The following is a 20,515-nucleotide window of genomic DNA, read 5'->3' as shown; positions in this document are numbered from 1 at the left end:
ATGCTCGCACGCGAACGCCTTTATGCACCCCTGTGGTCGTTGCCCCGGCTTCCATGGCCATCGTCGGCAGTCGGCCGCGCAATCGAGATCACGGCGACAGTCGCCGCCATGGGTTGCCTCGTGATGGCCGCATCGCTTCCCGATGAATCCGATAAGCGCGCCGCATCCGCGAACCTTCCGGTCTCGACCGCGCTGCATCCCGGCCGCGAGAGCGATTTCGGCGCTTACCTCGGCGCGCCCTACCACTATCCGAGCGATTTTCATCTCGTGAAACCCGGTGCCACCGATTTGACGATCAAGAAAATCGATTGGTTCACGCTGCCGTTCGAAAACCCTCTTTACTATGGCGTCCGCATTCAACGCTGGTTCGAAGGCGGACGCTTCGGCACCATGCTCGATTTCACGCACTCGAAGGTTCATGCCCCCTTCGGCGACCAGCAGTTCGATATGGAAGGAACCGTTGACGGCAAGCCGGTTCCACCGAAGGGCAAAGTCGGCGATTACTTCAAGAAACTCGAATGGACGCACGGCCACAACATGCTGACGCTCAACGGTCTGATGCGTCTGCCGTCGATCGGCATCGTCTCGCCCTACTTCGGCGCGGGCGCAGGCCTGTCGTTCCCGCACTCGGAAATTTTCAAAAAGGGCGACGCGTCTCGCACCTATGAATATCAATATACCGGCCCCATCGGCCAAGCGCTCTTCGGCGTTGAGTTCCGCCTCAAGACCGGCTCCCTCTTCCTCGAATACAAGTTCACGATGGCCGACTACTGGGGACCGCTGACGGGCCGCGATGGCACCTGGTTCCCCATCGACATGTGGCGCCAGTTCTCGCGCTGGTGGTCGGGTGAACCGCCGCGTGATGGCTGGGCAGGCGCCAAGCTGACGAGCCATCAGGTGATCGGCGGCTTCCTCACGCGCTTCGTACCGAAAACCGCAGCGCCCTAACGCGCGCGAGCGCTCCGAGACCGCGAACCGGCTTTGGCTTTCGCGGTCTTGCCGGCTTTCATCAAACGGACGGCGTTTGCAGCGGCGAGCCCGTCAGCGAACGCTGCAAGTTCCGCGACCAGCCAAGCTTCAAACGCCATCGCGGCATCGGACGACTTCACGCCGAGGCGACACACGAGGTAGTAGCCAAAGCGTGTGGCTACGACATCGAATGGGCGGACGAGCCGTCCGGCGGCGAGCGCGTCCCCCGCCTGAATCTGGTCGGCGAGCGTCAGGCCTTGTCCGGCTTCAGCGGCGGCGATTGCAAGGTCACCATTGAGGGTTGGGCCGGTCGGCGTCACGAGTTCTGCTATCCCGGCCACCGAGAGCCACGCGTTCCAACACTCTTTCGCTGTCTCATGGATGAGAAGCTCGCCGTCGATATCGCACGGCGACGACATCGGATTGTCGCGCAGGAATTTTGGGTTGCAGACGAGCGTCAGTTCTGCGTCAGCGAGCTTTTTTGACTCGACCCCCGCCCAGGCGCCGCCACCCCAGCGGATGCCGACATCGACATCTTCTTTCGTGAAGTCGACGAGCCGCGGGCTGGCGTCGATGATAAGTTCGATGCCTGGGTGACGTGCGGTGAACGTGCCGAGACGCGGCACCAGCCACAGCGCTGCAAAGGAAGGATCGGACGTCACGCGCAAGCGCCGTTTGCGCCGTGCCGGCCGCACGAAGCGGTTCGTGGCCGCCGCGATCAGATCGAAGCCTTTCGTCAGCTCCGCCGCCAGCGTTTGACCCGCTTCTGTCAGCGCGACGCCACGCCCGGTGCGCTCGAACAGCGGCGTGCGAAAGTCCGCTTCGAGTGCGCGCACATGCCGGCTGATCGCCGCGTGCGTGACGTTGAGTTCGTCGGCCGCGCGCGAAAAGCTCGACAGCCGCGCGGCGGCCTCGAACGCCTTCAAAGCATTGAGCGGTGGCAATCTGCGAGCCATGGCCTGATGTAACAAAAACTTACACGTCGTGTAAAGCAATGCCGTTTGTCCGGCACACGCGCAAAGCGCACCGTTCTCATCAGCGAATTCAAGAACGGAGAAAACCAATGATGCTCGTCATCGAACATCTGATCGAACGGATCGAAGCCCTGCTTTTCCCCAGCCGCCGTCCATTCAGCGGCCAGAGCTGAGGATGGGGTGCTCCTGTATCATCGGCACCCCCGCAAAGGCGGCCATCCACGAGAAGGCCCGCATGATCCTCAAGATGACAAATCAAAATTGACGATAGCGCCTAAAACCGCTTCAGCAACCGGTCGATATATTCAAGTTCGTCCTGCGGCCTGAGGCTTTCGGCCGAACGCTTGCGCAGCTCTTCGAGAATTTCGCGCGCGCGCTGCGCGTCGATCGCATCCGGCACCTTGACCGAATTGCCGGAGTCGGGACCTTGCGCCCGCTGCGGACGTCCGAATGGATCGCGCGGAGACGAGCCGCCGCGTCCCAGCCTCTGCTGCGAATTCTTCTGCATCTGCTCGGCCATCTGCTGAGCGCTCTTGCGCATCTGTTCGAGCGCCTCGCTCTGCTGATTTGCGGCCTCGTCGAGATCACCCTGCTTTAGAGCATCCTCGGCCTTGCCCATCGCGTCCTGCGCGTTTCCGAGCTTATCGGGATCGCCCGCGCCCATCTGCTCTAGATCTTTCTTGAGCTTGTCGAGTTCGTTGCGAAGCTCCGCCTGGCGATCTTGCAGGCTGCCTTTTCCGCGCCGCTTCTGGCCGCCGGATTGGCCGTTTTGACCTTGCTGGCCTTCGCCCTGCTCGCCGCCGCCTTGCTGGTCGGCCTGCATCCCATCCTGGCCACCGCGCTGCTGGCCCTGACCTTGCTGCTGGCCTTTCTTGCCGACTCTCGGCTGCCCTTGACCATCCTGCTGGTCTTGCTGCGAACCGCCCTGGTTTTGTCCTTCCTGACGCCGGCGCTCACCGAAGGTGTCGTCCATCAGTTGCTGCTGCTTGCCGGTCAGATCGCTCAGATCGTTGAGCTTCTTCATCATCTGCTCGGCCCGCTTCTGCTGCTCTCGCGCTTCGGGCGAATTGGCCGCCTGCAGCCGATCCATCAGCTCGCGTAGCTCCGAAAGCATCCGCTCGGCGTCCTCGCGCGATCCTTCGCGCGCACTCTTTTCGAGATCTTTCATCATCTGATCGAGGTCTTGCTGCCCGAGCTGCTGACTCTGATCGTTTGGCTGATCTCCTGGAGACGGATTCTCCTTCTCCGCGTTCTTCTGCATTTCGTTGAGGTAATCGTTGAGCTTCTTCTTCAGGTCGGCCATCGCGTCCTGAATTTCCTTGTCGTCGCCCTTCTCGATGGCGTCCGAAAGTTTATCCTGCGCATCTTTCAACGCCTTCTCGGCCTGCGAAAGATCTCCGTCCTCGATTTTAAGTGCAATCTGCCAAAGCTCGCTGACCGACGAAGTGATGGCTTCGCGCGAGTCCTGATGATCGAGCCGGTGATAGATCGAGCGCAGTCCCAGATAAACGCTGTTGTCGGTGATGAACCCTTCCGGTTCCATCGTCAGCGCGTCGAGCGCCCGAACGGCCGTCGGCCGGTAGCGTGAATCTTCCGCGAGCTTCCGGCGCTGCTCTATGACCGCACGCGCCAGAGGATTTTTAAAGCGTCGCGATGGCAGCACGATCTCGATCGGCTTGCTCCGCCCGATTTGACCGCCGACATCCGTTGCTTCAAGCCAGAGCTGGACGCGCTGACCCGCGAGCGGGTTTTCGCCGACGTCCAGCAGCGTCGACGTATCGAGCGTCTTGGCGCCCGGACGCGGAATTTTGAGGCTCAACACCGGCGGCCGTTCGAGCGGCAGGCGCGGGCCAGTCAATGGCGGCGGTTGCGCCCAAGCCTTCGATGGATCGACGGGCTTCGGCGGCGCCGGCCGCAGCTTTACTTCAGCGCTCTGAATTCCGTAATCGTCCTCGGCCTTATACGAAACGCGCATGGAGCCGCGCTGCGTCCCGCTGATGTCCTTGGTCATCGCAATTTTCGGCGGATCGTCGGCGATGACGTCGAACGTCCACAACCCGAGCTCGCGCGTCCCCGACAGGGCGCGAACGCGCGCCGACTTGCGGATCTCATAGCGGACCTCGGATACGTTCCCCGTATCGCCGGGCTTCGATTTTTCCGGAGCGACGAGTTGCGGCTCGGTTGCGCCGTCGGCGAGGACTTCGAGCGAAACGCCAGTTGAGTCGAAGCCGGCGCCCCTCAGCGTCAGCAGACTGTGATCCGGAACTTCGAAAAACTTGCTGCGGTCTTGCGGCTCGCCGCTGACGTCCTTGGAGCCGTCGGCGAGCAGAACCGGTGGCAGAGCCGTATAGGGCGGCGGCGTCACCCAGGCATCGACGCGCGCGGGCGGACCTTGGTCGTTGGTCCCGAAGCGGAATGCAGCCGCCAGCCGGTCGCCAAGATTGCCCGTCGCCATCACTGCAACCGGGATGAGCAACAACAGCAACAACCCGCGAACGGCCCAAGGATCGAACCTGTCCGTGCGCGGCGCCGGATTTCCAACCTTGAGGCGCTGAATGGCCTTAGCGAGACGCTCGCGGTGCGCTTGCCAGATGGCGGTCGTCGTCGGGTTAGCGGCGTCCGATGTCAGCGTATCTTCGTAAGAGGTCGCGGGCCGGTGCGGAATGCCCGACCGCCGCTCGATGCGCCGGATCGCTTCATCGCGTGTCGGCCATGGAATGCGCACGGCGTACACGACAGACGCGGCGGCCGCCACGCCGAACGCGGCGAGCAAAATCTTATGCGGAAGGGGATCGAAGTACGCCCAGAATCCCACGAACGACAGCATAGCGAAAAGCATGGCGACGCCGAAGACGAGCCATAGCCGCGGCCAAATGCGCTCGAAAAACAACGCAAGCGTACTGAGGCGGACTTTGCGCGCGAAGGATCGCGTCATCTCGGGACCGGGGTCCCTGTTTTGGGGCTCTGGCATCGGTTCAAGCTACCACGCGGACCGCCCCCCGCACGTTAACAAAATGCAACATGAACAGGCAAAACAATGGCCGTTTTTCCCAGCCCATGCGGCCATTCTACGCTGTTATCCCAGGCTTTATGCCGAGGCCCCGTCGGGAGCTGACCTCATGGACAAATGGATCCTCGGGGCGAGCCCGAGGATGACAATCATTCAAGCCAAGGCGGAATGCGATCGGCCGCGATCAAATCGTCGTAGCTCGGCCGCGGGCGCACGACGGCGTATTTATCGCCGTCGACCAACACTTCCGGAATAAGCGGACGGCTATTGTAGGTCGACGACATCACCGCGCCGTACGCCCCGGCCGTCATGACCGCGATGAGGTCGTCCGTCTCGAACGGCGGTAGCGCCCTGTCTTCGGCCAGGAAATCGCCCGTTTCACAAACCGGTCCGACGATATCCTGCTGGCTCGGCGACATATCAGAACGTACCTCGGCGACCGGCCAGATATCGTGATAGGCCTCGTAGAGCGTCGGCCGGATCAAATCGTTCATCGCCGCATCGACGATCGTGAACATCTTGTCCGTGCCTTCCTTGACATAGATGACCTTCGTCACGAGCACGCCGGCGTTGCCGACGATCATCCGCCCCGGCTCCATGACGAGCTTGAGGCCGAGACCGCCGAGCGTCTCCTTGACGACGGCCGCGTATTCGTCGGGCGTCGGCGGGATGTCGTTGGCTCCGCGATAGGGAACGCCGAGGCCGCCGCCGATATCGAGATGCTCAAGCGCGACGCCGTCAGCCATGAGATCGCGGGCCAGAACGGCGAGCAACCGGAATGCATCGCGAAACGGCGCCAAATCCGTGATCTGGCTGCCGATATGCATATGAATGCCGGAAATCTTGATGCCCGGAAGCTTGGCCGCCTCGGCATAGAGCGCGCGCGCATCTTCATAGGGCACGCCGAACTTATTCTCAGCTTTGCCGGTCGAGATCTTCGCATGCGTCTTGGCATCGACGTCGGGATTGACGCGGATCGCGATCGATGCCGTCCGCCCGATCGCCGTCGCAACGTCGCTCAGCGCCCGCAACTCCGGCTCGCTCTCGACGTTGAAGCCGAGAATCCCTTCTTCCAACGCGTAAGCCATCTCGCCCCGCGTCTTGCCGACGCCCGCGAAGATGATCTTCGACGCCGGCACGCCGGCCGCGCGTGCGCGCCGAAGCTCGCCCTCCGACACGACGTCCATGCCCGCCCCGAGCCGCGCCATGGTCTTCAAGACCGCCTGATTGGAGTTGGCTTTGACGGCAAAGCAGATGAGCGCCTCCTGGCCCTCGAACGCCTTCGCCAGAACCTGGTAATGGCGGACCAGCGTCGCGGTGGAATAACAATAGAACGGCGTGCCCACCTCTGCTGCGATGCGCGTGAGGCTCACATCCTCTGCGTGGAGGAGGCCGGACTTGTACTGGAAATGGTGCATGGGAGCGCTTCTAGCGGATGACAAACACCCGCGTCACCGGAAAAAGCTGAAAGATCGAAACGGCCCTGGGAATGACCGTGAGAAAGACCGCCTAACGCAGCAACGGGTCTAGCAGGAACGATTCATGCGGCTTCGGCGGCGCATCCGAGTTCTTCCCCGGATCGGCGGATGCAGCCGATTTCGCTTCGCCCGCGGCCTTCGCGCCCGGCGGCGGTTCCAGAGGTCCTTTGACGCCGCAGCCCGCAATTCCCGCGCTCGCGACGCCAAGAAGCGCCACGATAAATAAGGATTTCGAGCTGCGCAGAAGCGCGGCCATGCCTAAAATCACTCCAAAGCCCCTCAGCCCGCAGAGAATGCGGGCGCCCGTCAAAGGTATTTAGACCTTCTGCCGGGCCTTTTCCAACCGTCGGAGCCACTGGCGCGCCATTTTGGCGACGTTCTGTGGCGCGGTTCCCCCATAGCTCGTGCGGCTCTTGACCGAATTCTCGACAGACAGCACCGAAAATACGGCTTTCGTAATGCGCGGCTCGACGTTTTGCATCTCTTCGAGTGAAAGCTGGTCGAGGTCGATTCCCTTGGTCTCGGCCGCCTTGACGATCGAGCCGGTAACGTGATGCGCGTCGCGGAACGGCATTTTGAGTTCCCGCACCAGCCAATCGGCCAGATCGGTCGCCGTCGAGTAACCCCGCCCCGCCGCCGCCCGCATGGCGTCCGCGTTGGGTTCGAGATCGGCAACCATGCCCGCCATCGCCGCCATGACGAGACGCAGGCTCGACAACGCGTCGAACGTCATCTCCTTGTCTTCCTGCATGTCCTTCGAATAGGCGAGCGGCAAGCCCTTCATGACGATGACGAGGCCCTGGAACGACGCGGCGATGCGCCCGACCTTGGCGCGGGCCAACTCGGCAGCGTCCGGATTGCGCTTCTGCGGCATGATCGAAGAGCCGGTCGTGAAGCGGTCGGAAAGCTTCACGAAGCCGAACTGCGGCGTCATCCAGATAACGATCTCTTCCGCGAGCCGCGAGAAATGCACTGCCGTGATCGTCGCGGCGGCCAGCGTTTCCAGCGCGAAATCGCGATCCGACACGCCATCAAGCGAATTCGCCATCGGCCGGTCGAAGCCGAGCGCCTCTGCCGTCTTTTCCCGGTCGATCGGGAATGACGTTCCGGCAAGCGCCGCCGATCCGAGCGGGGATTCGTTCAGACGTTTCCGCGCATCCGCGAAGCGGCCGCGATCCCGCGCGATCATTTCGACATAGGCGAGCAGATGATGACCAAACGTCACAGGCTGGGCGGGTTGCAGATGCGTGAACCCCGGCATGACGGTTCCGGCGTGTTTCTCGGCTTTTTCGACCAGCGCCATCTGCACCGCTTCGAGCGCGGTATCGATGCCGTCGATGGCGTCGCGCACGAACAGCCTGAAATCGGTCGCCACCTGATCGTTGCGCGAGCGCGCCGTGTGCAACCGCCCGGCCGCCGGGCCGATCATATCGCGCAGCCGGCTTTCGACGTTCATGTGAACGTCTTCGAGCGTGCGCGAGAATTCGAACGTCCCGGCGTCGATCTCCGCCTTGATCTTGTCCAGTCCCTTTGCGATCTCCCGCGCATCGGCCTTCGTGATGATGCCCGCTTCAGCCAGCATTTCGGCGTGCGCCTTCGAGCCGCGAATGTCCTGCGGCGCAAGCGCCTTGTCGAACCCGATCGAGGCATTTATCTCCTGCATGATCTCCGCGGGAGACATTGCAAAGCGGCCACCCCACATGGCATTGGCGGGCTTATCGGTCACGAGCGGCTCCGTTTCAGAGTAACAAACAAGGTTAGCAGATGTCAGCGAACAGCACGGGACGGCCGCAGAAGGCTCTTTGGATTGTAGCGCTGTCGGCGCTCATCGGGTTCGGCGCCGTATACGTCATCGGAGGCCGGTTCGACAACGGCAGCACTGAGGTTTCTGGCGCCGCAGCCCAGGATTCTTCCGCCCCCGACGTCGGCGCGACCGGTGGATCGGCGTTCAAGCTCGGCGAGATGGCCGCATTCGTCACAAAGACGACACCTGAAGCCCTCCCCGACATCACCTTCGAGGACGCCTCCGGCAAGTCCGTCAGCCTCTCGAGTCTGAAGGGCAAGACGATCCTTCTCAATCTCTGGGCGACGTGGTGCGGACCTTGCCGCGAAGAGATGCCAGCGCTGAACCAACTCCAGAAAGAACTCGGCAGCGACAAATTCGAGGTCGTCGCCTTGAGCCTGGATCGCGGCGGTTACGCAGCGTCCCGCAAGTTCCTCGACGAGTTGAAAGCGAACGACGTCAAGCTTTACGCCGACCCGTCCGCGAAGCAGGGCATGGCGCTGAAGCTAATCGGCATGCCGACGACCATCCTGATCAACAAGGACGGCATGGAAGTCGGCCGATTGGCAGGCTCCGCGAAGTGGGACTCAGCCGACGCCAAAAAGCTCATCGAGACGGCGATCAATTAATCGTCGCGGCGTATGGGATCGGCGGTTGTTTGATTTCCAAAACGTCATGGCTGGGCTTAACCCGGCCATCCAGGACACACGCTCGAGCCCGTCGGGATGACATGTGTTCCCGTCACCTGTCATCCTCGGGCTTGTCCCGAGGATCGATCGGGCAACTGCGCGAGAAGCGGAATGGATCCTCGGCATAAAGCCGAGGATGACATTTGTCCCAACGTCATCCCGGCGAAGGCCGGGATCCAGTCAATCATCGGCACGCGAGATATTAATGCCTGCCTGGGTGCCGACCTTCGTCGGCATGACGGAGCGCGCGGCAACAATTCGCCATCGTCGGTGATACTACTTCTTCTTCGCTTTGACCTTCTGCGTCAGCGCCGACGCGGCCGCCGATTTCGCTGCTTTGCTGGCCGTCTTGCTGCGCAGGATCTTGGAGGCCGACGTCGCGACCTTGGCGCTCGTCGTTTCCGTGCTGCCCTTTTGCGTCAACGCCGAAGCCGCAACCGACTTTTCCGCTTTCGTCGCCGACTTGCTCTTCAAAACCTTCGAGGCTGCCGACGCGACTTTCTTGCTCGTGCTTTCAGATTTCGCCATGGACATCGCTTCCCTGTTCCAACGGCCGCAGAGTCGCGGTCCGACTCAGGCGGACCATGCCAGATTCGATTGCGATGCGGAATCGCAAGACAGCCCAATGCAACCAATTTCTCACCGTTCCCCACGCGATGTTCCGCGCGGCTCGCGAAAGGTCGGTCCCGGCTCGTCGCACAGACCGTCAAGCCTGAATTGACACCTCGCCGCCGAGAGGCGACAAGGCGCGTCTCGAATGACGACGCAGCACCGGAGATGTTTTCCCCATGGCCCACGACGCGCTGAAATCCACCATCGAGACGGCATGGGAATCCCGCGACGGCATTTCGTTCGAGACCAAAGGCGAAATCCGCGACGCCGTCGAGACGTCCTTGAACCTTCTCGATAAGGGCGAAGCCCGCGTCGCCGAGAAGATCGATGGCACCTGGACCGTCAACCAGTGGCTCAAGAAGGCCGTCCTTTTATCGTTCCGTCTCAATGACATGGAAACAATTTCAGGCGGCCCGGCCGGTACGTTCTATTGGGACAAGGTCCCGCCGAAATTCGCCGGTTGGACGGAAGCGGATTTCCGCAAAGGTGGCTTCCGCGTGCTGCCGGGCGCCATCGTCCGCCGCTCGGCTTACATCGCCCCCGGAGCCGTCCTCCTTCCGTCGTTTGTAAACCTCGGCGCCTACGTCGATAGCGGCACGATGGTGGACACCTGGGCCACCGTCGGCAGCTGCGCCCAAATCGGCAAGAACTGCCACATTTCCGGCGGCGCCGGCATCGGCGGTGTGCTCGAACCGCTTCAGGCCGGCCCCGTCATCATCGAAGACAATTGCTTCATCGGCGCCCGCGCCGAGGTGGCGGAAGGCGTCCAGGTGGGCGAAGGCTCGGTGCTGTCGATGGGCGTCTATCTCGGAGCGTCCACCACGATCATCGACCGCGCGACCGGGGAAAAAATGTTCGGTAAGGTTCCTCCCTATTCCGTCATCGTTTCGGGTACGATGCCCGGCAAGCCGCTGCCGAACGGCGAGCCCGGCCCAAACCTTTACTGCGCCGTGATCGTCAAGCGCGTCGATGAAAAGACGCGCAGCAAGACCAGCATCAACGAGCTTTTGCGGGATTGAGCGTGACGCGGAGCTACCGAGCACTCGACCCCACAAAGGTCCTGGAGACCCTCGAAAAGCTCGAACTCCGCATCTCCGCACGCTTTCCGAATTCCGGCCTGTCGCGCGTGTGCGCCAGTCTCATCGACATCGCGAAACAGACGTCGCAGCGCATCGACTACGTCTCCCGCCCGAACTGGGCGCTGCGCCTGCTCTTGGTCGCGATAGTCGGCGCGTCTCTCATTATTTTGACTTACCTCGCCTCTCAGGTCTCCGCGCTGAAAGGCACCGACCAATGGTCCGAGGCGGTTCAGGGTCTCGACGCCCTGTTCAATCTTCTCGTCCTGCTCGGCGGCGGCGCGTTCTTCGTCTCGACGCTCGAAACGCGCTGGAAACGCGCCCGCGCGCTGGCGGCTCTGCACGAATTGCGCTCCATCGTCCACGTCATCGACATGCATCAGCTGACGAAAGATCCAAGCGCGATGGGCGCGGTCCGGACGCCAAGCTCGCCCGATCGCAACCTTTCCCCTATCGAACTCGTCCGCTATCTCGACTATTGCTCCGAGATGCTTTCCCTCACCGCCAAATGCGCGGCTCTGTACGCCGAACGGCTAAGCGACTCGGTCGTTGTCGACACCGTCGGCGACCTCGAAAGGTTGACATCCGACCTATCGAATAAGATCTGGCAGAAAATAACGATCATCGAAACGCTCTACGGCCGCGACGTCCCGTTGCCATTCACCGAGCAGAGCTATAGAAATCCCGGCGTATAATGACCCTCATTCCGACAGATCCCGTCGCGCTCGCGCAAGCGCTCATTCGCTGCGAAAGCGTCACGCCCGATGAAGCTGGCGCTCTGACGCTGCTGCAAAATGTGCTCGAACCCGCGGGCTTCGTCTGCCATCGGCTAGTGTTCTCCGAACCCGGCACGCCAGACGTCGACAATCTTTACGCTCGGCTCGGCAATGGTCGCCCGCATCTCTCGTTCGCGGGCCATACCGACGTCGTCCCCGTCGGCAACGAAGCCGCCTGGACGGTGCCGCCCTTCGCTGGCGAAGTCCGCGACGGCATCCTTTATGGTCGCGGCGCCGTCGATATGAAAGGTTGCGTGGCCGCATTCGTCGCGGCGGCGCTGAAATACCTTCATCACTACAACGGCCTGCCGCGTGGCTCGCTGTCGTTCATCATCACGGGCGACGAGGAAGGCCCCTCGGTCAACGGCACGATGAAAATTCTCGATTGGCTGAAGGCGCGCGATGAAGTTGTCGATGCCTGCCTCGTCGGCGAGCCTTCGAATCCGAAAGCGCTTGGAGACGAAATTCGCATTGGACGGCGCGGCTCGTTGACGATCGATCTCGTCGTTCACGGCAAGCAGGGCCACTCGGCTTATCCGCAGCTCGCGGACAATCCCGTGCCGAAGCTCGCACGCATCATCGACCGCCTGTCGACGACGAAGCTCGATGACGGCACGGAAAACTTCCAGCCCTCGAATTTGCAAGTGACGGTGATATCGGTTCCCAACACCGCGACGAACGTCATTCCGGGCCAAGCGATTGCGCGCGCCAACATTCGCTATAACGACGCCTGGACCCGCCCTGCCATCGAGGATTGGGTTCGCGAGACGACAGCAGCAGCAGCGAAAGAAGTCGACGCCAAATACGATCTCGAATTTTCCGGCACCGGCGATGTCTTTCTCACTAAGCCCGGCCCACTCGTCACGACGTTGAAGGACGCAGTCAAATCCATCATCGGGCGGACGCCGGCCTTGACGACCGGCGGCGGAACCTCGGACGCGCGTTTCATCAAGGACATCTGCCCGGTCGTCGAGTTCGGCCTCGTCAACGCGACGATCCATCAGGTCGACGAGCACACGAGCGTCGCCGACCTCGAAACGCTGACGGCGATCTATGAGCGGTTCATCACCAACTACTTCCGTAACGGATAAGCCTCGTCATACTCGATTGGTCGAGCCTCCGAGGTCCTCGCCATAGACGAGTTGCCGACGCGAAACAAAAAAGGCCGCCGTGACCCGGCAGCCTTTTCGAATTTACCCCGCTGAAGCCGAGTCTTAGATCGACTCTTTCAGCTCTTTCGCGGCGCGGAAAGCGATTTTCTTCGAAGCCTTGATCTTGATGGCTTCGCCCGTTGCCGGGTTACGGCCCATGCGTGCCGGGCGCTTGCGAACCTGAAGAACCCCGAGACCGCCGATGCGGATGCGAGCGCCCTTCTTGAGGTTCTTCGAAATCTGAGCGACGAGATCTTCGAGCAGCGCGATCGACTGCTTCTTCGGAATCTCGTGAGCCTCTGCCAGCGTCGCAGCGATGTGCTTCAACGTGACGGTATCAACCTTAGCTTTTACTGCGGCTTTAACGGGTGCCTTAACTGCGGCCTTAGCCGGCGCGGCTGCCTTTGCCATTGTCATCCCTCTTATGCAAATGCGAATCGTTTTCCGATCGAACACTACATCGTCGAAACCCAAAAACACGCGGTTTTAGGGCCTTTTTCGAATGAAGCCGGCGAAAAGAGCAGCATTTGTGGCCCGAAAGCAAGCGGGACATGAGGTTTTTGCGAAAAAAGACGTCAGAATCACAGATTCTGACGCCAGTTCGGGAACACGACACGAGGAAATGAGGCAAAAGCTTAGGCGAATGTCAGACCCGAGCCACCGCCCGCTTCGATCACTTGGCCTGTCACCCATGCGGATTGCGGACCCGCCAGGAAGGCGACGACGTTGGCAACATCCTGGGGTTGGCCGATACGCTTGAGCGCCTGTTTGCTTTCCGCGAACGCCCGTCCGTCGGCGTTGCCGACGATATCGGCGGCCATGTCCGTTTCAATAACGCCCGGCGCGACGATGTTGACGGTAATGCCCCGCGGGCCAAGGTCGACGGCGAGAGACTTCGCTAGATTATCCAACGGCGCCTTAAGCATCGAGTACGCGGCGACCGCGCCGAGCGGCAGACGCGAGGCGATGCTCGACGTCGAGACGATGCGGCCGTTGTCCTTCAGACGCTTCGCCGCTTCCTGAGTAATGAAGAAAAGCGCCTTGACGTTGACGTTGTATATATCGTCAAGGACCTCTTCCGTCGTGTCGGCGAAGCTGACGAACGGCGCGATGCCTGCATTATTGACAAGAATATCGAACTTCGTATCGCCAGTGCGCTGTTTAAGCTCCTGATCGACGCCCGCGAACAGAGCCTGCGCGGCGCCCTTCTTCGAGAGATCCGCACCGACGGCGAAGGCATCCCCGCCCGCGGCCTTGATCTTGGCGACAACATCATCGGCGCTAGCTTTGCTATTGCCATAATGGACGGCAACGAGCGCCCCTTCAGCCGCGAGAGTTTCGGCGATGCTCCGTCCAATGCCGCGACTGGCGCCCGTGACGACTGCAATCTTGCCGGTGAGAGATTTTGACATGATGTCCTCGTGAATTCTTGAACGATCCGTCCGTTTAAGGTTGGCCAACCGACCGGCAGGCGCCCAGGACGACACTGCAGATAACATCGAATTTCCGTAGTTCAAGACTTTCGAACTATTGAAATTTCACATTTTCGTGGCTATCTTTGCGCTTATGCAAAGACCCTTTGTTCATCCAGCCGTCGAAGACGTGGCTCTCGAGAGCGTGCTTTATGCTCTTGCCGATCCGACGCGCCTCGAAATCGTGAAAACGCTCGCGGCAGGCAATTGCGGCATGAACTGCTCGATGGCCGCGCCCCCTGACCTTCCGAAATCGACGCAGTCGCATCACTTTCAGGTGCTGCGCGAGGCAGGCCTCATCCGCTCGGAGCGCCGTGGCACGGAAGTCGTCAATTCGTTGCGCTGCGCGGAACTCGACAAGCGCTTCCCTGGCGTCATCGCGTCGATCTTGAAAGCCAGTGAAAAGACGAAGAAGCGCTGACCTGTCGTCATGCTCGATCGAACAAGCCGCGAAGCGGACTCGCTGTGCCTACCGAAAATGCTTCGAGAGCTTCAAGCCTTGGCCCTGGTAGTTCGATTTCAGCCCCTGGCCGTAGAGCGTCTCGGGCGTCTCGATCATGCGTTCGTAGACCAGCCGCCCGATGATCTGTCCGTCTTCGAGAATGAACGGCACCTTATGCGAGCGCACTTCGAGAACGACGCGTGAGCCATTCCCACCAGCGGGCGCGTGTCCGAAACCTGGGTCCATGAAGCCCGCATAATGCACGCGAAACTCCCCGACGAGCGGATTGAACGGCACCATCTCGGCGGCGTGCGTCGGCGGCACATGCACCGCCTCTTTCGAAGCCAGGATGTAGAACTGATCAGGATCGAGAATGAGCCGGTGCTTATCCTTGACGTGGATCGGATCCCAATAATCCTCGACCGGATAAGCGCCGATCTTATCGACATCGACCACGCCCGTATGTCGACGCGCCCGAAACCCAACGAGACCGCTGGCATCGCCCGCCAGATCGACGGTCAGCGCAATGCCACCTGCGATGTCGGCGCTCTCCGATGAAACCAGCCGCTCCCGCGACTGCAACTCGCGCAGCACATCGTCGCTGTCGGTGGCAGGACCGTTACGAAAGCGGATCTGCGACAGCCGCGATCCCTTTCGCACCACGATTGGAAACGTCTGCGGACAAATCTCGGCGTAAAGCGGTCCGGCGTAGCCACGCGGAATCTGATCGAACGCCCCGACGCCATCGGCGATGACGCGCGTAAACACATCGAGACGCCCGGTCGAACTCTTAGGGTTCGCCGACGCTTCGACGTCGGGTGGCAACGCCAGAGTTTCAAGCAACGGCACGATGTAAACGCAGCCCGTTTCAAGCACCGCACCCTGACTCAGGCTGATGGTGTGCAGCGCGAGATCGTTGAGATTTCCCTGAACTCTGCCACCTGGCCGTGGCAGGAAACTCGCCCGCACGCGATAGGCGACGGCACCGAGCCGCAAATCGAGGCTCGCTGGCTGGACTTGGCCCTCGGCCGCGGGCTCGGCAAGCATCACCTCCCCGTCCGCGATCATGCGCGAAATGGCTTGCGACGGCAGAATGCCGATGGTGCGCTCGCGCCGCTTTGGCGCTGGAATGGTTTTCTCTGCTTTTGTCATGACGCGGCTGCCCCCTGGGACTCGTCTAGAGCAGCGTTAAGTCTTCGCCAAGGGTAACAATCATCACCTTACATGCTTTGCCCGGCCCGTGACGCCCCGCCTCTTGACGCCATGCACCACCAGGGGTAATTCCGAGCCTCTTCTCCGTGGTCCTTTGGCCGGCCGGCTTGCAGCCACGTTAAATAAGTCGCTAAAGGGCCGAGTGCGCACCCGGTTTCCCGCGCCCGGCCTTTCGTCAGCCGGCGCATTGGAACCGGGATTTTTATTGCGCGAAAGGCCAAGCCGATGGCGACCGACGAGAAATTCCCGAACAATAATCCGGCCTGGCGTCCGGAAACGGCGCTGGTCCATGCTGGCATCACCCGTTCCGAATGGGGCGAGACGTCGGAAGCTCTGCATCTGACGCAAGGCTTTGTCTATCAAAGCGCTGAGCAGGCGGAAGCCCGCTTCAAGCAGGAAGACCCGGGCTACCAGTATACCCGTTTCGGCAACCCGACGATTTCGATGTTCGAGGATCGCCTGAAGATCTTCGAAGGCGCCGAGGAATGCCGCGCCACCGCGACGGGTATGGCCGCAGTCACCGCCGCGATCCTATCGTACCTGAAGACCGGCGATCACATCGTTGCCGCCCGCGCGCTGTTCGGCTCCTGCCGCTACATCATCGAAACGCTGTGCCCGCGCTTCGGCATCGAAGCAACGCTTATCGACGGCAAAGACTTGGACGCGTGGAAGGCCGCCATTCGCCCCAACACCAAAATGTTTTTCTTCGAGACGCCCTCGAACCCGACGCTCGAACTCGTCGATATTACCGCCGTCTGCAAGATTGCCCGCGACAACGGCATCCTGACGATCGTCGACAACGTCTTCGCGACTCCGATGCTGCAACGGCCGTTGGCGCTCGGCGCCGACATCGTCGTCTATTCGACGACGAAACATATCGATGGTCAGGGCCGTTGCCTCGGCGGCGCCGTCCTCGGTAAGACCGAATTCGTCGGCAAATACGTGCAGGAATGGTTACGCCAGACCGGCCCATCGATGAGCCCATTCAACGCCTGGGTGATGCTGAAGGGGCTGGAAACGCTCCCCATTCGCGTCAAGGCTCAGTGCACGACCGCCGCCACCATCGCCGACGAACTGGCCGGCCTCAAAGGTGTAACGCGCGTGATCTACCCGGGCCGCGCCGATCATCCGCAGGCAGCCCTTGCCGCGAAACAAATGCCCGGCGGCGGCCAGATCATCGCTTTCGAAGTCGACGGCGGTAAGGAAGGCGCATTCCGGTGCCTCAATGCGCTGCGTCTGATCCGCATTTCCAATAATCTGGGCGATGCCAAGAGCCTTGTGACCCATCCGGCCACAACGACGCACTTTAAGCTAACACCGGCCCAGCGCTCGGAACTCGGCATTAGTGATGGTATGATCCGCCTTTCGATCGGGCTTGAAGCCGTGGAAGATTTGGCCGACGATCTGTCCAACGCGGTGAGGACGATTTCGGGGTGATGGGAAATTATGAGTAAGAGTACGCCAGCAACGACGAGCAAACGGACGGCCGCGGCCGCTTTCCATCCCTATGAAGCCACGACGCGCGGCATCCGCATCCGCGTCGAGCCGAAGTACATGGACGATCAGTCGTCTCCCGAGGACAGCCATTTCGTCTGGTCCTATGCCGTCGAAATCTCGAACGACGGCGGCGAGACCGTGCAGCTCAAGTCGCGCATGTGGCGGATCACCGATGCTCTCGGCCGCACCGAAGAAGTGCGCGGCGCGGGCGTCGTCGGCCAGACGCCCGTCATCGAACCGGGAAAAGCTTTTAACTATACGTCGGGTTGCCCGCTCAAGACGCCACAAGGCATCATGGTCGGCAGCTATCAGATGACCGACGAAGCCGGCCAGCTTTTTGACGTCGCCATTCCCGCGTTCTCGCTTGATAGTCCCTATACCCGACGCAGCATGAACTAACCTAAATCCCCACCGATGAGCACAGCCCGAGCCCAGATTTACACTCCCGTCGAACTGCTCGCTCGCTTGGTGGCCTTCGATACGACGAGCTACAAAAACAATCTCGGCCTGATCGCCTTCGTCGAAAACTATCTGTCGGCGCACGGAATCCCGTCCCGCCGCATCGTCAGCGACGACGGCCAGAAATCATCGCTTTACGCGACCATCGGTCCGAACAACGAAGGCGGCGTCGCACTGTCCGGCCATACCGACGTCGTTCCCGTCGACGGCCAGAAATGGACGACCGATCCCTTCACTCTACGAGCCGAAGGTGGCCGCCTCTACGGTCGCGGCGCGGCCGATATGAAGGGATTTCTCGCCGCAAGCCTCGCCGCCGTCCCCGATTACAAGGCGCGCAAACTCAAGCAACCCATTCACTTGGCATTTTCCTATGACGAGGAAATCGGCTGCATCGGCGTGCGCCCGATGATCGCTGAACTCGGCCGAGAGCTGCCGAAGCCGCGCATGGTCATTGTCGGTGAGCCGACCAGCATGCTGGTCGTCGACGCCCACAAAGGCCCCGTCCGCTGGCAGGTCGACGTCACGGGACGAGCCGCGCATTCGAGCATGGCGCACCTCGGCGTCAACGCCGTCACCTACGCCACCCGCCTCATCGGCGAGCTTGAACGCGTGGAGGGCGAACTCAAGCACCGCGTCATCGACATTCGTTTCGAACCGCCCTACTCGACGCTCCAGGTCACCAAGATTGACGGCGGCACCGCGACCAACATCGTCCCAGTGAGTTGCACGTTCGTCTTCGATATCCGCGCGTTGCCCGGCCTCGACCCCGACGAAATCGAAACGCGCCTGCGCCATTTCGCTGAAACGCGCTGTCTTCCCGAAATGCACGAAATCGCACCCGAAGCAGAGATCCGCATTGAGCGCGTCAACGCCGTCCCGCCCTTCGGCGCCGAGCGCACATCAGAGGTCGTCGCCCTCGCGCTGAAGTTGACCGGTCAAAATGAAACTTACGGCGTCTCCTACGGCACGGAGGCGGGCCTCTTTCAGGAAGCCGGCGCCCCGGCCGTCGTCTGCGGACCGGGCGACATCGCCCAGGCTCATACCGCCGATGAATGGATCGCCGAGAGCCAAATCGCCAAGTGCATGGACTTTCTTTCCCGCCTCGGAGACTGGGCCGAGACCTAAAGGCCGTAGGCCAACAGACGTTTCCGCCCCCGATTGGCGGATCGGGTGGAAAATCATCTGAAACAGCAAAGACTTAACCGCCCAACGCTCTGTGTGGCTGCCTTGCGACATCCTGTGCGACAAGTTGAGCGTACGCACGACTTTTTTCCGCCTCCGCCGTGCTTCCGACCCACTATTCGGCGTACCAATCGACCCGAGCCGCCGAGCCCCGCAATTTTAGAGACACGCATATGTCCAATCGCTTGCACCTGCTGACGGCTTCTGTTTGCGCGATCTCTGCGGCGCTCGCGCTCGGCGGCTGCTCGACGGCCTCCGTCCCGACCATCGGCTCCATCAATCCGTTCGGCAGCGGAACCTCGATTTCCGAAATCGATCGCGCCTATCTCCAGGCGGCCGGAAGCTGGGATATCAATCACGACAGCGTCGTGACCTGCAACGAGTGGAAGTCCTACGCCGAGGATCTCTTCAACGGCGCCGACGCCAACCACGACGATTTTCTCGATGCCACCGAATGGTCGAACTTGACGAACGTCGACAAGATGTTCGTCAGCGCCGACCTCAAATATTTCGATGCCAATGGCGATGGCAAAGTCTCGCGACAGGAATTCGTCGACAAACCGAACCCCGCCTTCGTGCTGATGGATCGGGCCGGAAGCTGCAAGCTCGACTCCAACCAGCTTGCGAGCGCGCGTTCGAAAACGGAATATGATCTGTCCGGCACAGCGCCGACAAACAGCGACCCGCGCGAGGCGGGCGGTCAGCAAGGCCAGGCCGCAAACGGCGCTCTTCCGGGACAATAACGCCAACCCGGGCGCGGCGGGACGACGAGTTAGCTCCCAGTCTTCCGCAATTCGTCAAGCGAGAAGACGTAGCGCTTCGTGCAGAACTCGCACGTAACGGAGATCTGTCCGTTGTCGTCGAGCATGTCCGAAAGCTCTGCCGCGCCAAACGCCAAAAGCACGTTCTCGACCTTTTCCCGGCTGCATCGGCAGAAGGCCGAAAGCGGAATGATGCGCTCGACGGCAACGGCTTCCTCGTGGAACAACCGCAGCAGAAGCCGCTCGACCGTCAACCCCGGATCGAGCAACTCGTGATCCTCGACAGTTGCAGCCAGCAGCTCGACGCGCTTCCAATCGTCGTCGCGGCCATCGTCATCCGCTGACGAATCAAGACTTTGCACCATCAGGCCGCCGGCCCGCCGGTGCCAACGCGTCCCCGGCTGCGGATCGCGCCGCGATCCGACGTACTGCTCCGCAACGGCGGAGCGAATAAACGTCGGCAGATTTTCCCGCTGCTGGAAGTAGGCGGCGACCGTCCCCGAAAGCGGCGCATTCTCGAACGCCAGCACGCCTTGATAGCGCTCTTCGCCGGGTCCCGCATCGAGCGTAATCGCCAGAGCCCCGTTACCGAGCGCCGACGCGATATCGGCTCGCGTCGCGTTTTGCGTAAATGCTTGCAGCTTCGCGCCGTCGTAACGGGCGTATCCGCGAAGCCTGCCACTCGCTGTGAAATCGGCCACCAGAATGGAAACCACGCCATCGGTGCGCGTCAGCAGATTAAGATTTCCGCCTTGTGGCAGCGCGGATCCACAAAGTGCGGCGAGCGCCAGCGCTTCTGATAACGCCCGTCCAGCAAGATCCGGCATCCCGTGCGGCGCGACGATCTGATCGAGCGTAGCGCCAAGTCGGACGAGCCGCCCTCGGATATTCGAGTTCTGCATGCGAAACGCGACGACGACATCGTCCGAAGGGATGAGAGGCGGCTCTGACGGCGCGTCAACCGGCATCGGC

At 61.4% G+C, this 20,515-nt stretch carries 20 protein-coding genes and 1 riboswitch; of the genes, 10 read left to right on the top strand and 10 right to left on the bottom strand.

Annotated features, from left to right (window positions below):
- The gene (locus WC811_RS00275) at window positions 1-948 is read left to right on the top strand and encodes a hypothetical protein (protein ID WP_372639687.1); all 948 of its coding nucleotides are present in this window, start codon (window positions 1-3) and stop codon (window positions 946-948) included.
- On the opposite strand, the gene gcvA is transcribed toward WC811_RS00275, so the two are convergent.
- The 5 genes from gcvA to argH all read right to left on the bottom strand — a co-directional run bounded on the left by gcvA (window position 945) and on the right by argH (window position 8,157).
- Window positions 945-1,925, bottom strand: coding sequence for a transcriptional regulator GcvA (gene gcvA, locus WC811_RS00270; protein ID WP_372639685.1), 981 nt, complete (start codon window positions 1,923-1,925; stop codon window positions 945-947). The genes WC811_RS00275 and gcvA overlap by 4 nt on opposite strands.
- Before the next feature lie 292 nt (window positions 1,926-2,217).
- A complete protein-coding gene (locus WC811_RS00265; protein WP_372639683.1) occupies window positions 2,218-4,878 on the bottom strand; it encodes a TIGR02302 family protein in 2,661 nt (886 codons plus the stop codon).
- Between the two features lie 224 nt (window positions 4,879-5,102).
- Window positions 5,103-6,371 carry a diaminopimelate decarboxylase gene (lysA, locus tag WC811_RS00260; RefSeq protein WP_372639681.1) on the bottom strand — a complete coding sequence of 423 codons (1,269 nt, stop codon included), beginning with the start codon at window positions 6,369-6,371 and terminating at the stop codon, window positions 5,103-5,105.
- 91 nt (window positions 6,372-6,462) lie between these two features.
- Window positions 6,463-6,687, bottom strand: coding sequence for a lipoprotein (locus tag WC811_RS00255; RefSeq protein WP_372639679.1), 225 nt, complete (start codon window positions 6,685-6,687; stop codon window positions 6,463-6,465).
- A 60-nt stretch (window positions 6,688-6,747) separates the two neighbouring features.
- Window positions 6,748-8,157: an argininosuccinate lyase gene (gene argH, locus WC811_RS00250; protein WP_372639677.1), complete on the bottom strand. Its 1,410-nt coding sequence runs from the start codon at window positions 8,155-8,157 to the stop codon at window positions 6,748-6,750.
- 38 nt (window positions 8,158-8,195) lie between these two features.
- Here argH and WC811_RS00245 point away from each other — a divergent pair, with 38 nt between their 5' ends.
- Window positions 8,196-8,843, top strand: a complete 648-nt coding sequence (locus WC811_RS00245) for a TlpA family protein disulfide reductase (RefSeq protein WP_372639675.1) — start codon at window positions 8,196-8,198, stop codon at window positions 8,841-8,843.
- A 336-nt stretch (window positions 8,844-9,179) separates the two neighbouring features.
- Here WC811_RS00245 and WC811_RS00240 read toward each other — a convergent pair whose 3' ends face one another.
- Window positions 9,180-9,431, bottom strand: a complete 252-nt coding sequence (locus WC811_RS00240; RefSeq protein ID WP_372639673.1) for a hypothetical protein — start codon at window positions 9,429-9,431, stop codon at window positions 9,180-9,182.
- 260 nt (window positions 9,432-9,691) lie between these two features.
- On the opposite strand from WC811_RS00240, the gene dapD reads away from it, so the two are divergent.
- From dapD to dapE, 3 genes are read left to right on the top strand one after another with little or no spacing between them, the layout of a single operon-like run.
- Window positions 9,692-10,534: a 2,3,4,5-tetrahydropyridine-2,6-dicarboxylate N-succinyltransferase gene (gene dapD, locus WC811_RS00235; protein ID WP_372639671.1), complete on the top strand. Its 843-nt coding sequence runs from the start codon at window positions 9,692-9,694 to the stop codon at window positions 10,532-10,534.
- A gap of 2 nt (window positions 10,535-10,536) precedes the next feature.
- A complete protein-coding gene (locus WC811_RS00230) occupies window positions 10,537-11,286 on the top strand; it encodes a hypothetical protein (RefSeq protein ID WP_372641712.1) in 750 nt (249 codons plus the stop codon).
- Window positions 11,286-12,458 (top strand): succinyl-diaminopimelate desuccinylase, encoded by a 1,173-nt coding sequence (gene dapE, locus WC811_RS00225; protein ID WP_372639669.1) that lies wholly within the window; start codon window positions 11,286-11,288, stop codon window positions 12,456-12,458. The genes WC811_RS00230 and dapE overlap by 1 nt, the downstream gene beginning before the upstream one ends.
- 123 nt (window positions 12,459-12,581) lie before the next feature.
- Here dapE and WC811_RS00220 read toward each other — a convergent pair whose 3' ends face one another.
- Both WC811_RS00220 and WC811_RS00215 read right to left on the bottom strand, forming a co-directional pair.
- Window positions 12,582-12,929, bottom strand: a complete 348-nt coding sequence (locus tag WC811_RS00220; protein ID WP_372639667.1) for an HU family DNA-binding protein — start codon at window positions 12,927-12,929, stop codon at window positions 12,582-12,584.
- A 224-nt stretch (window positions 12,930-13,153) separates the two neighbouring features.
- Window positions 13,154-13,930 (bottom strand): SDR family NAD(P)-dependent oxidoreductase, encoded by a 777-nt coding sequence (locus WC811_RS00215; protein WP_372639665.1) that lies wholly within the window; start codon window positions 13,928-13,930, stop codon window positions 13,154-13,156.
- A 154-nt stretch (window positions 13,931-14,084) separates the two neighbouring features.
- Here WC811_RS00215 and WC811_RS00210 point away from each other — a divergent pair, with 154 nt between their 5' ends.
- A complete protein-coding gene (locus WC811_RS00210) occupies window positions 14,085-14,411 on the top strand; it encodes an ArsR/SmtB family transcription factor (RefSeq protein ID WP_372639663.1) in 327 nt (108 codons plus the stop codon).
- 48 nt (window positions 14,412-14,459) lie between these two features.
- Here WC811_RS00210 and WC811_RS00205 read toward each other — a convergent pair whose 3' ends face one another.
- Entirely contained in the window at window positions 14,460-15,584 is a 1,125-nt protein-coding gene (locus WC811_RS00205) for a 2'-deoxycytidine 5'-triphosphate deaminase (protein ID WP_372639661.1), read from the bottom strand.
- Window positions 15,585-15,720: 136 nt separating this feature from the next.
- Window positions 15,721-15,798: riboswitch (SAM riboswitch) on the top strand.
- 71 nt (window positions 15,799-15,869) lie between these two features.
- Here WC811_RS00205 and metZ point away from each other — a divergent pair.
- The 4 genes from metZ (at window position 15,870) to WC811_RS00185 (ending at window position 19,525) form a co-directional block, all read left to right on the top strand.
- The gene (metZ, locus tag WC811_RS00200; RefSeq protein ID WP_372639659.1) at window positions 15,870-17,081 is read left to right on the top strand and encodes an O-succinylhomoserine sulfhydrylase; all 1,212 of its coding nucleotides are present in this window, start codon (window positions 15,870-15,872) and stop codon (window positions 17,079-17,081) included.
- A 9-nt stretch (window positions 17,082-17,090) separates the two neighbouring features.
- Window positions 17,091-17,540: a Co2+/Mg2+ efflux protein ApaG gene (apaG, locus tag WC811_RS00195; RefSeq protein WP_372639657.1), complete on the top strand. Its 450-nt coding sequence runs from the start codon at window positions 17,091-17,093 to the stop codon at window positions 17,538-17,540.
- A gap of 15 nt (window positions 17,541-17,555) precedes the next feature.
- Window positions 17,556-18,725, top strand: coding sequence for an acetylornithine deacetylase (argE, locus tag WC811_RS00190; protein WP_372639655.1), 1,170 nt, complete (start codon window positions 17,556-17,558; stop codon window positions 18,723-18,725).
- Between the two features lie 230 nt (window positions 18,726-18,955).
- Window positions 18,956-19,525 carry a histidine kinase gene (locus tag WC811_RS00185; RefSeq protein WP_372639653.1) on the top strand — a complete coding sequence of 190 codons (570 nt, stop codon included), beginning with the start codon at window positions 18,956-18,958 and terminating at the stop codon, window positions 19,523-19,525.
- A 29-nt stretch (window positions 19,526-19,554) separates the two neighbouring features.
- Here WC811_RS00185 and WC811_RS00180 read toward each other — a convergent pair whose 3' ends face one another.
- Entirely contained in the window at window positions 19,555-20,511 is a 957-nt protein-coding gene (locus WC811_RS00180) for an Hsp33 family molecular chaperone HslO (protein WP_372639651.1), read from the bottom strand.
- Window positions 20,512-20,515: the final 4 nt, after the last annotated feature.

The organism is Hyphomicrobium sp. (genome assembly GCF_041659645.1).
GTDB lineage: Bacteria > Pseudomonadota > Alphaproteobacteria > Rhizobiales > Hyphomicrobiaceae > Hyphomicrobium_B.
Note: the sequence above shows the minus strand (reverse complement) of the source record. Positions and strands in the feature narration are given on the sequence as shown.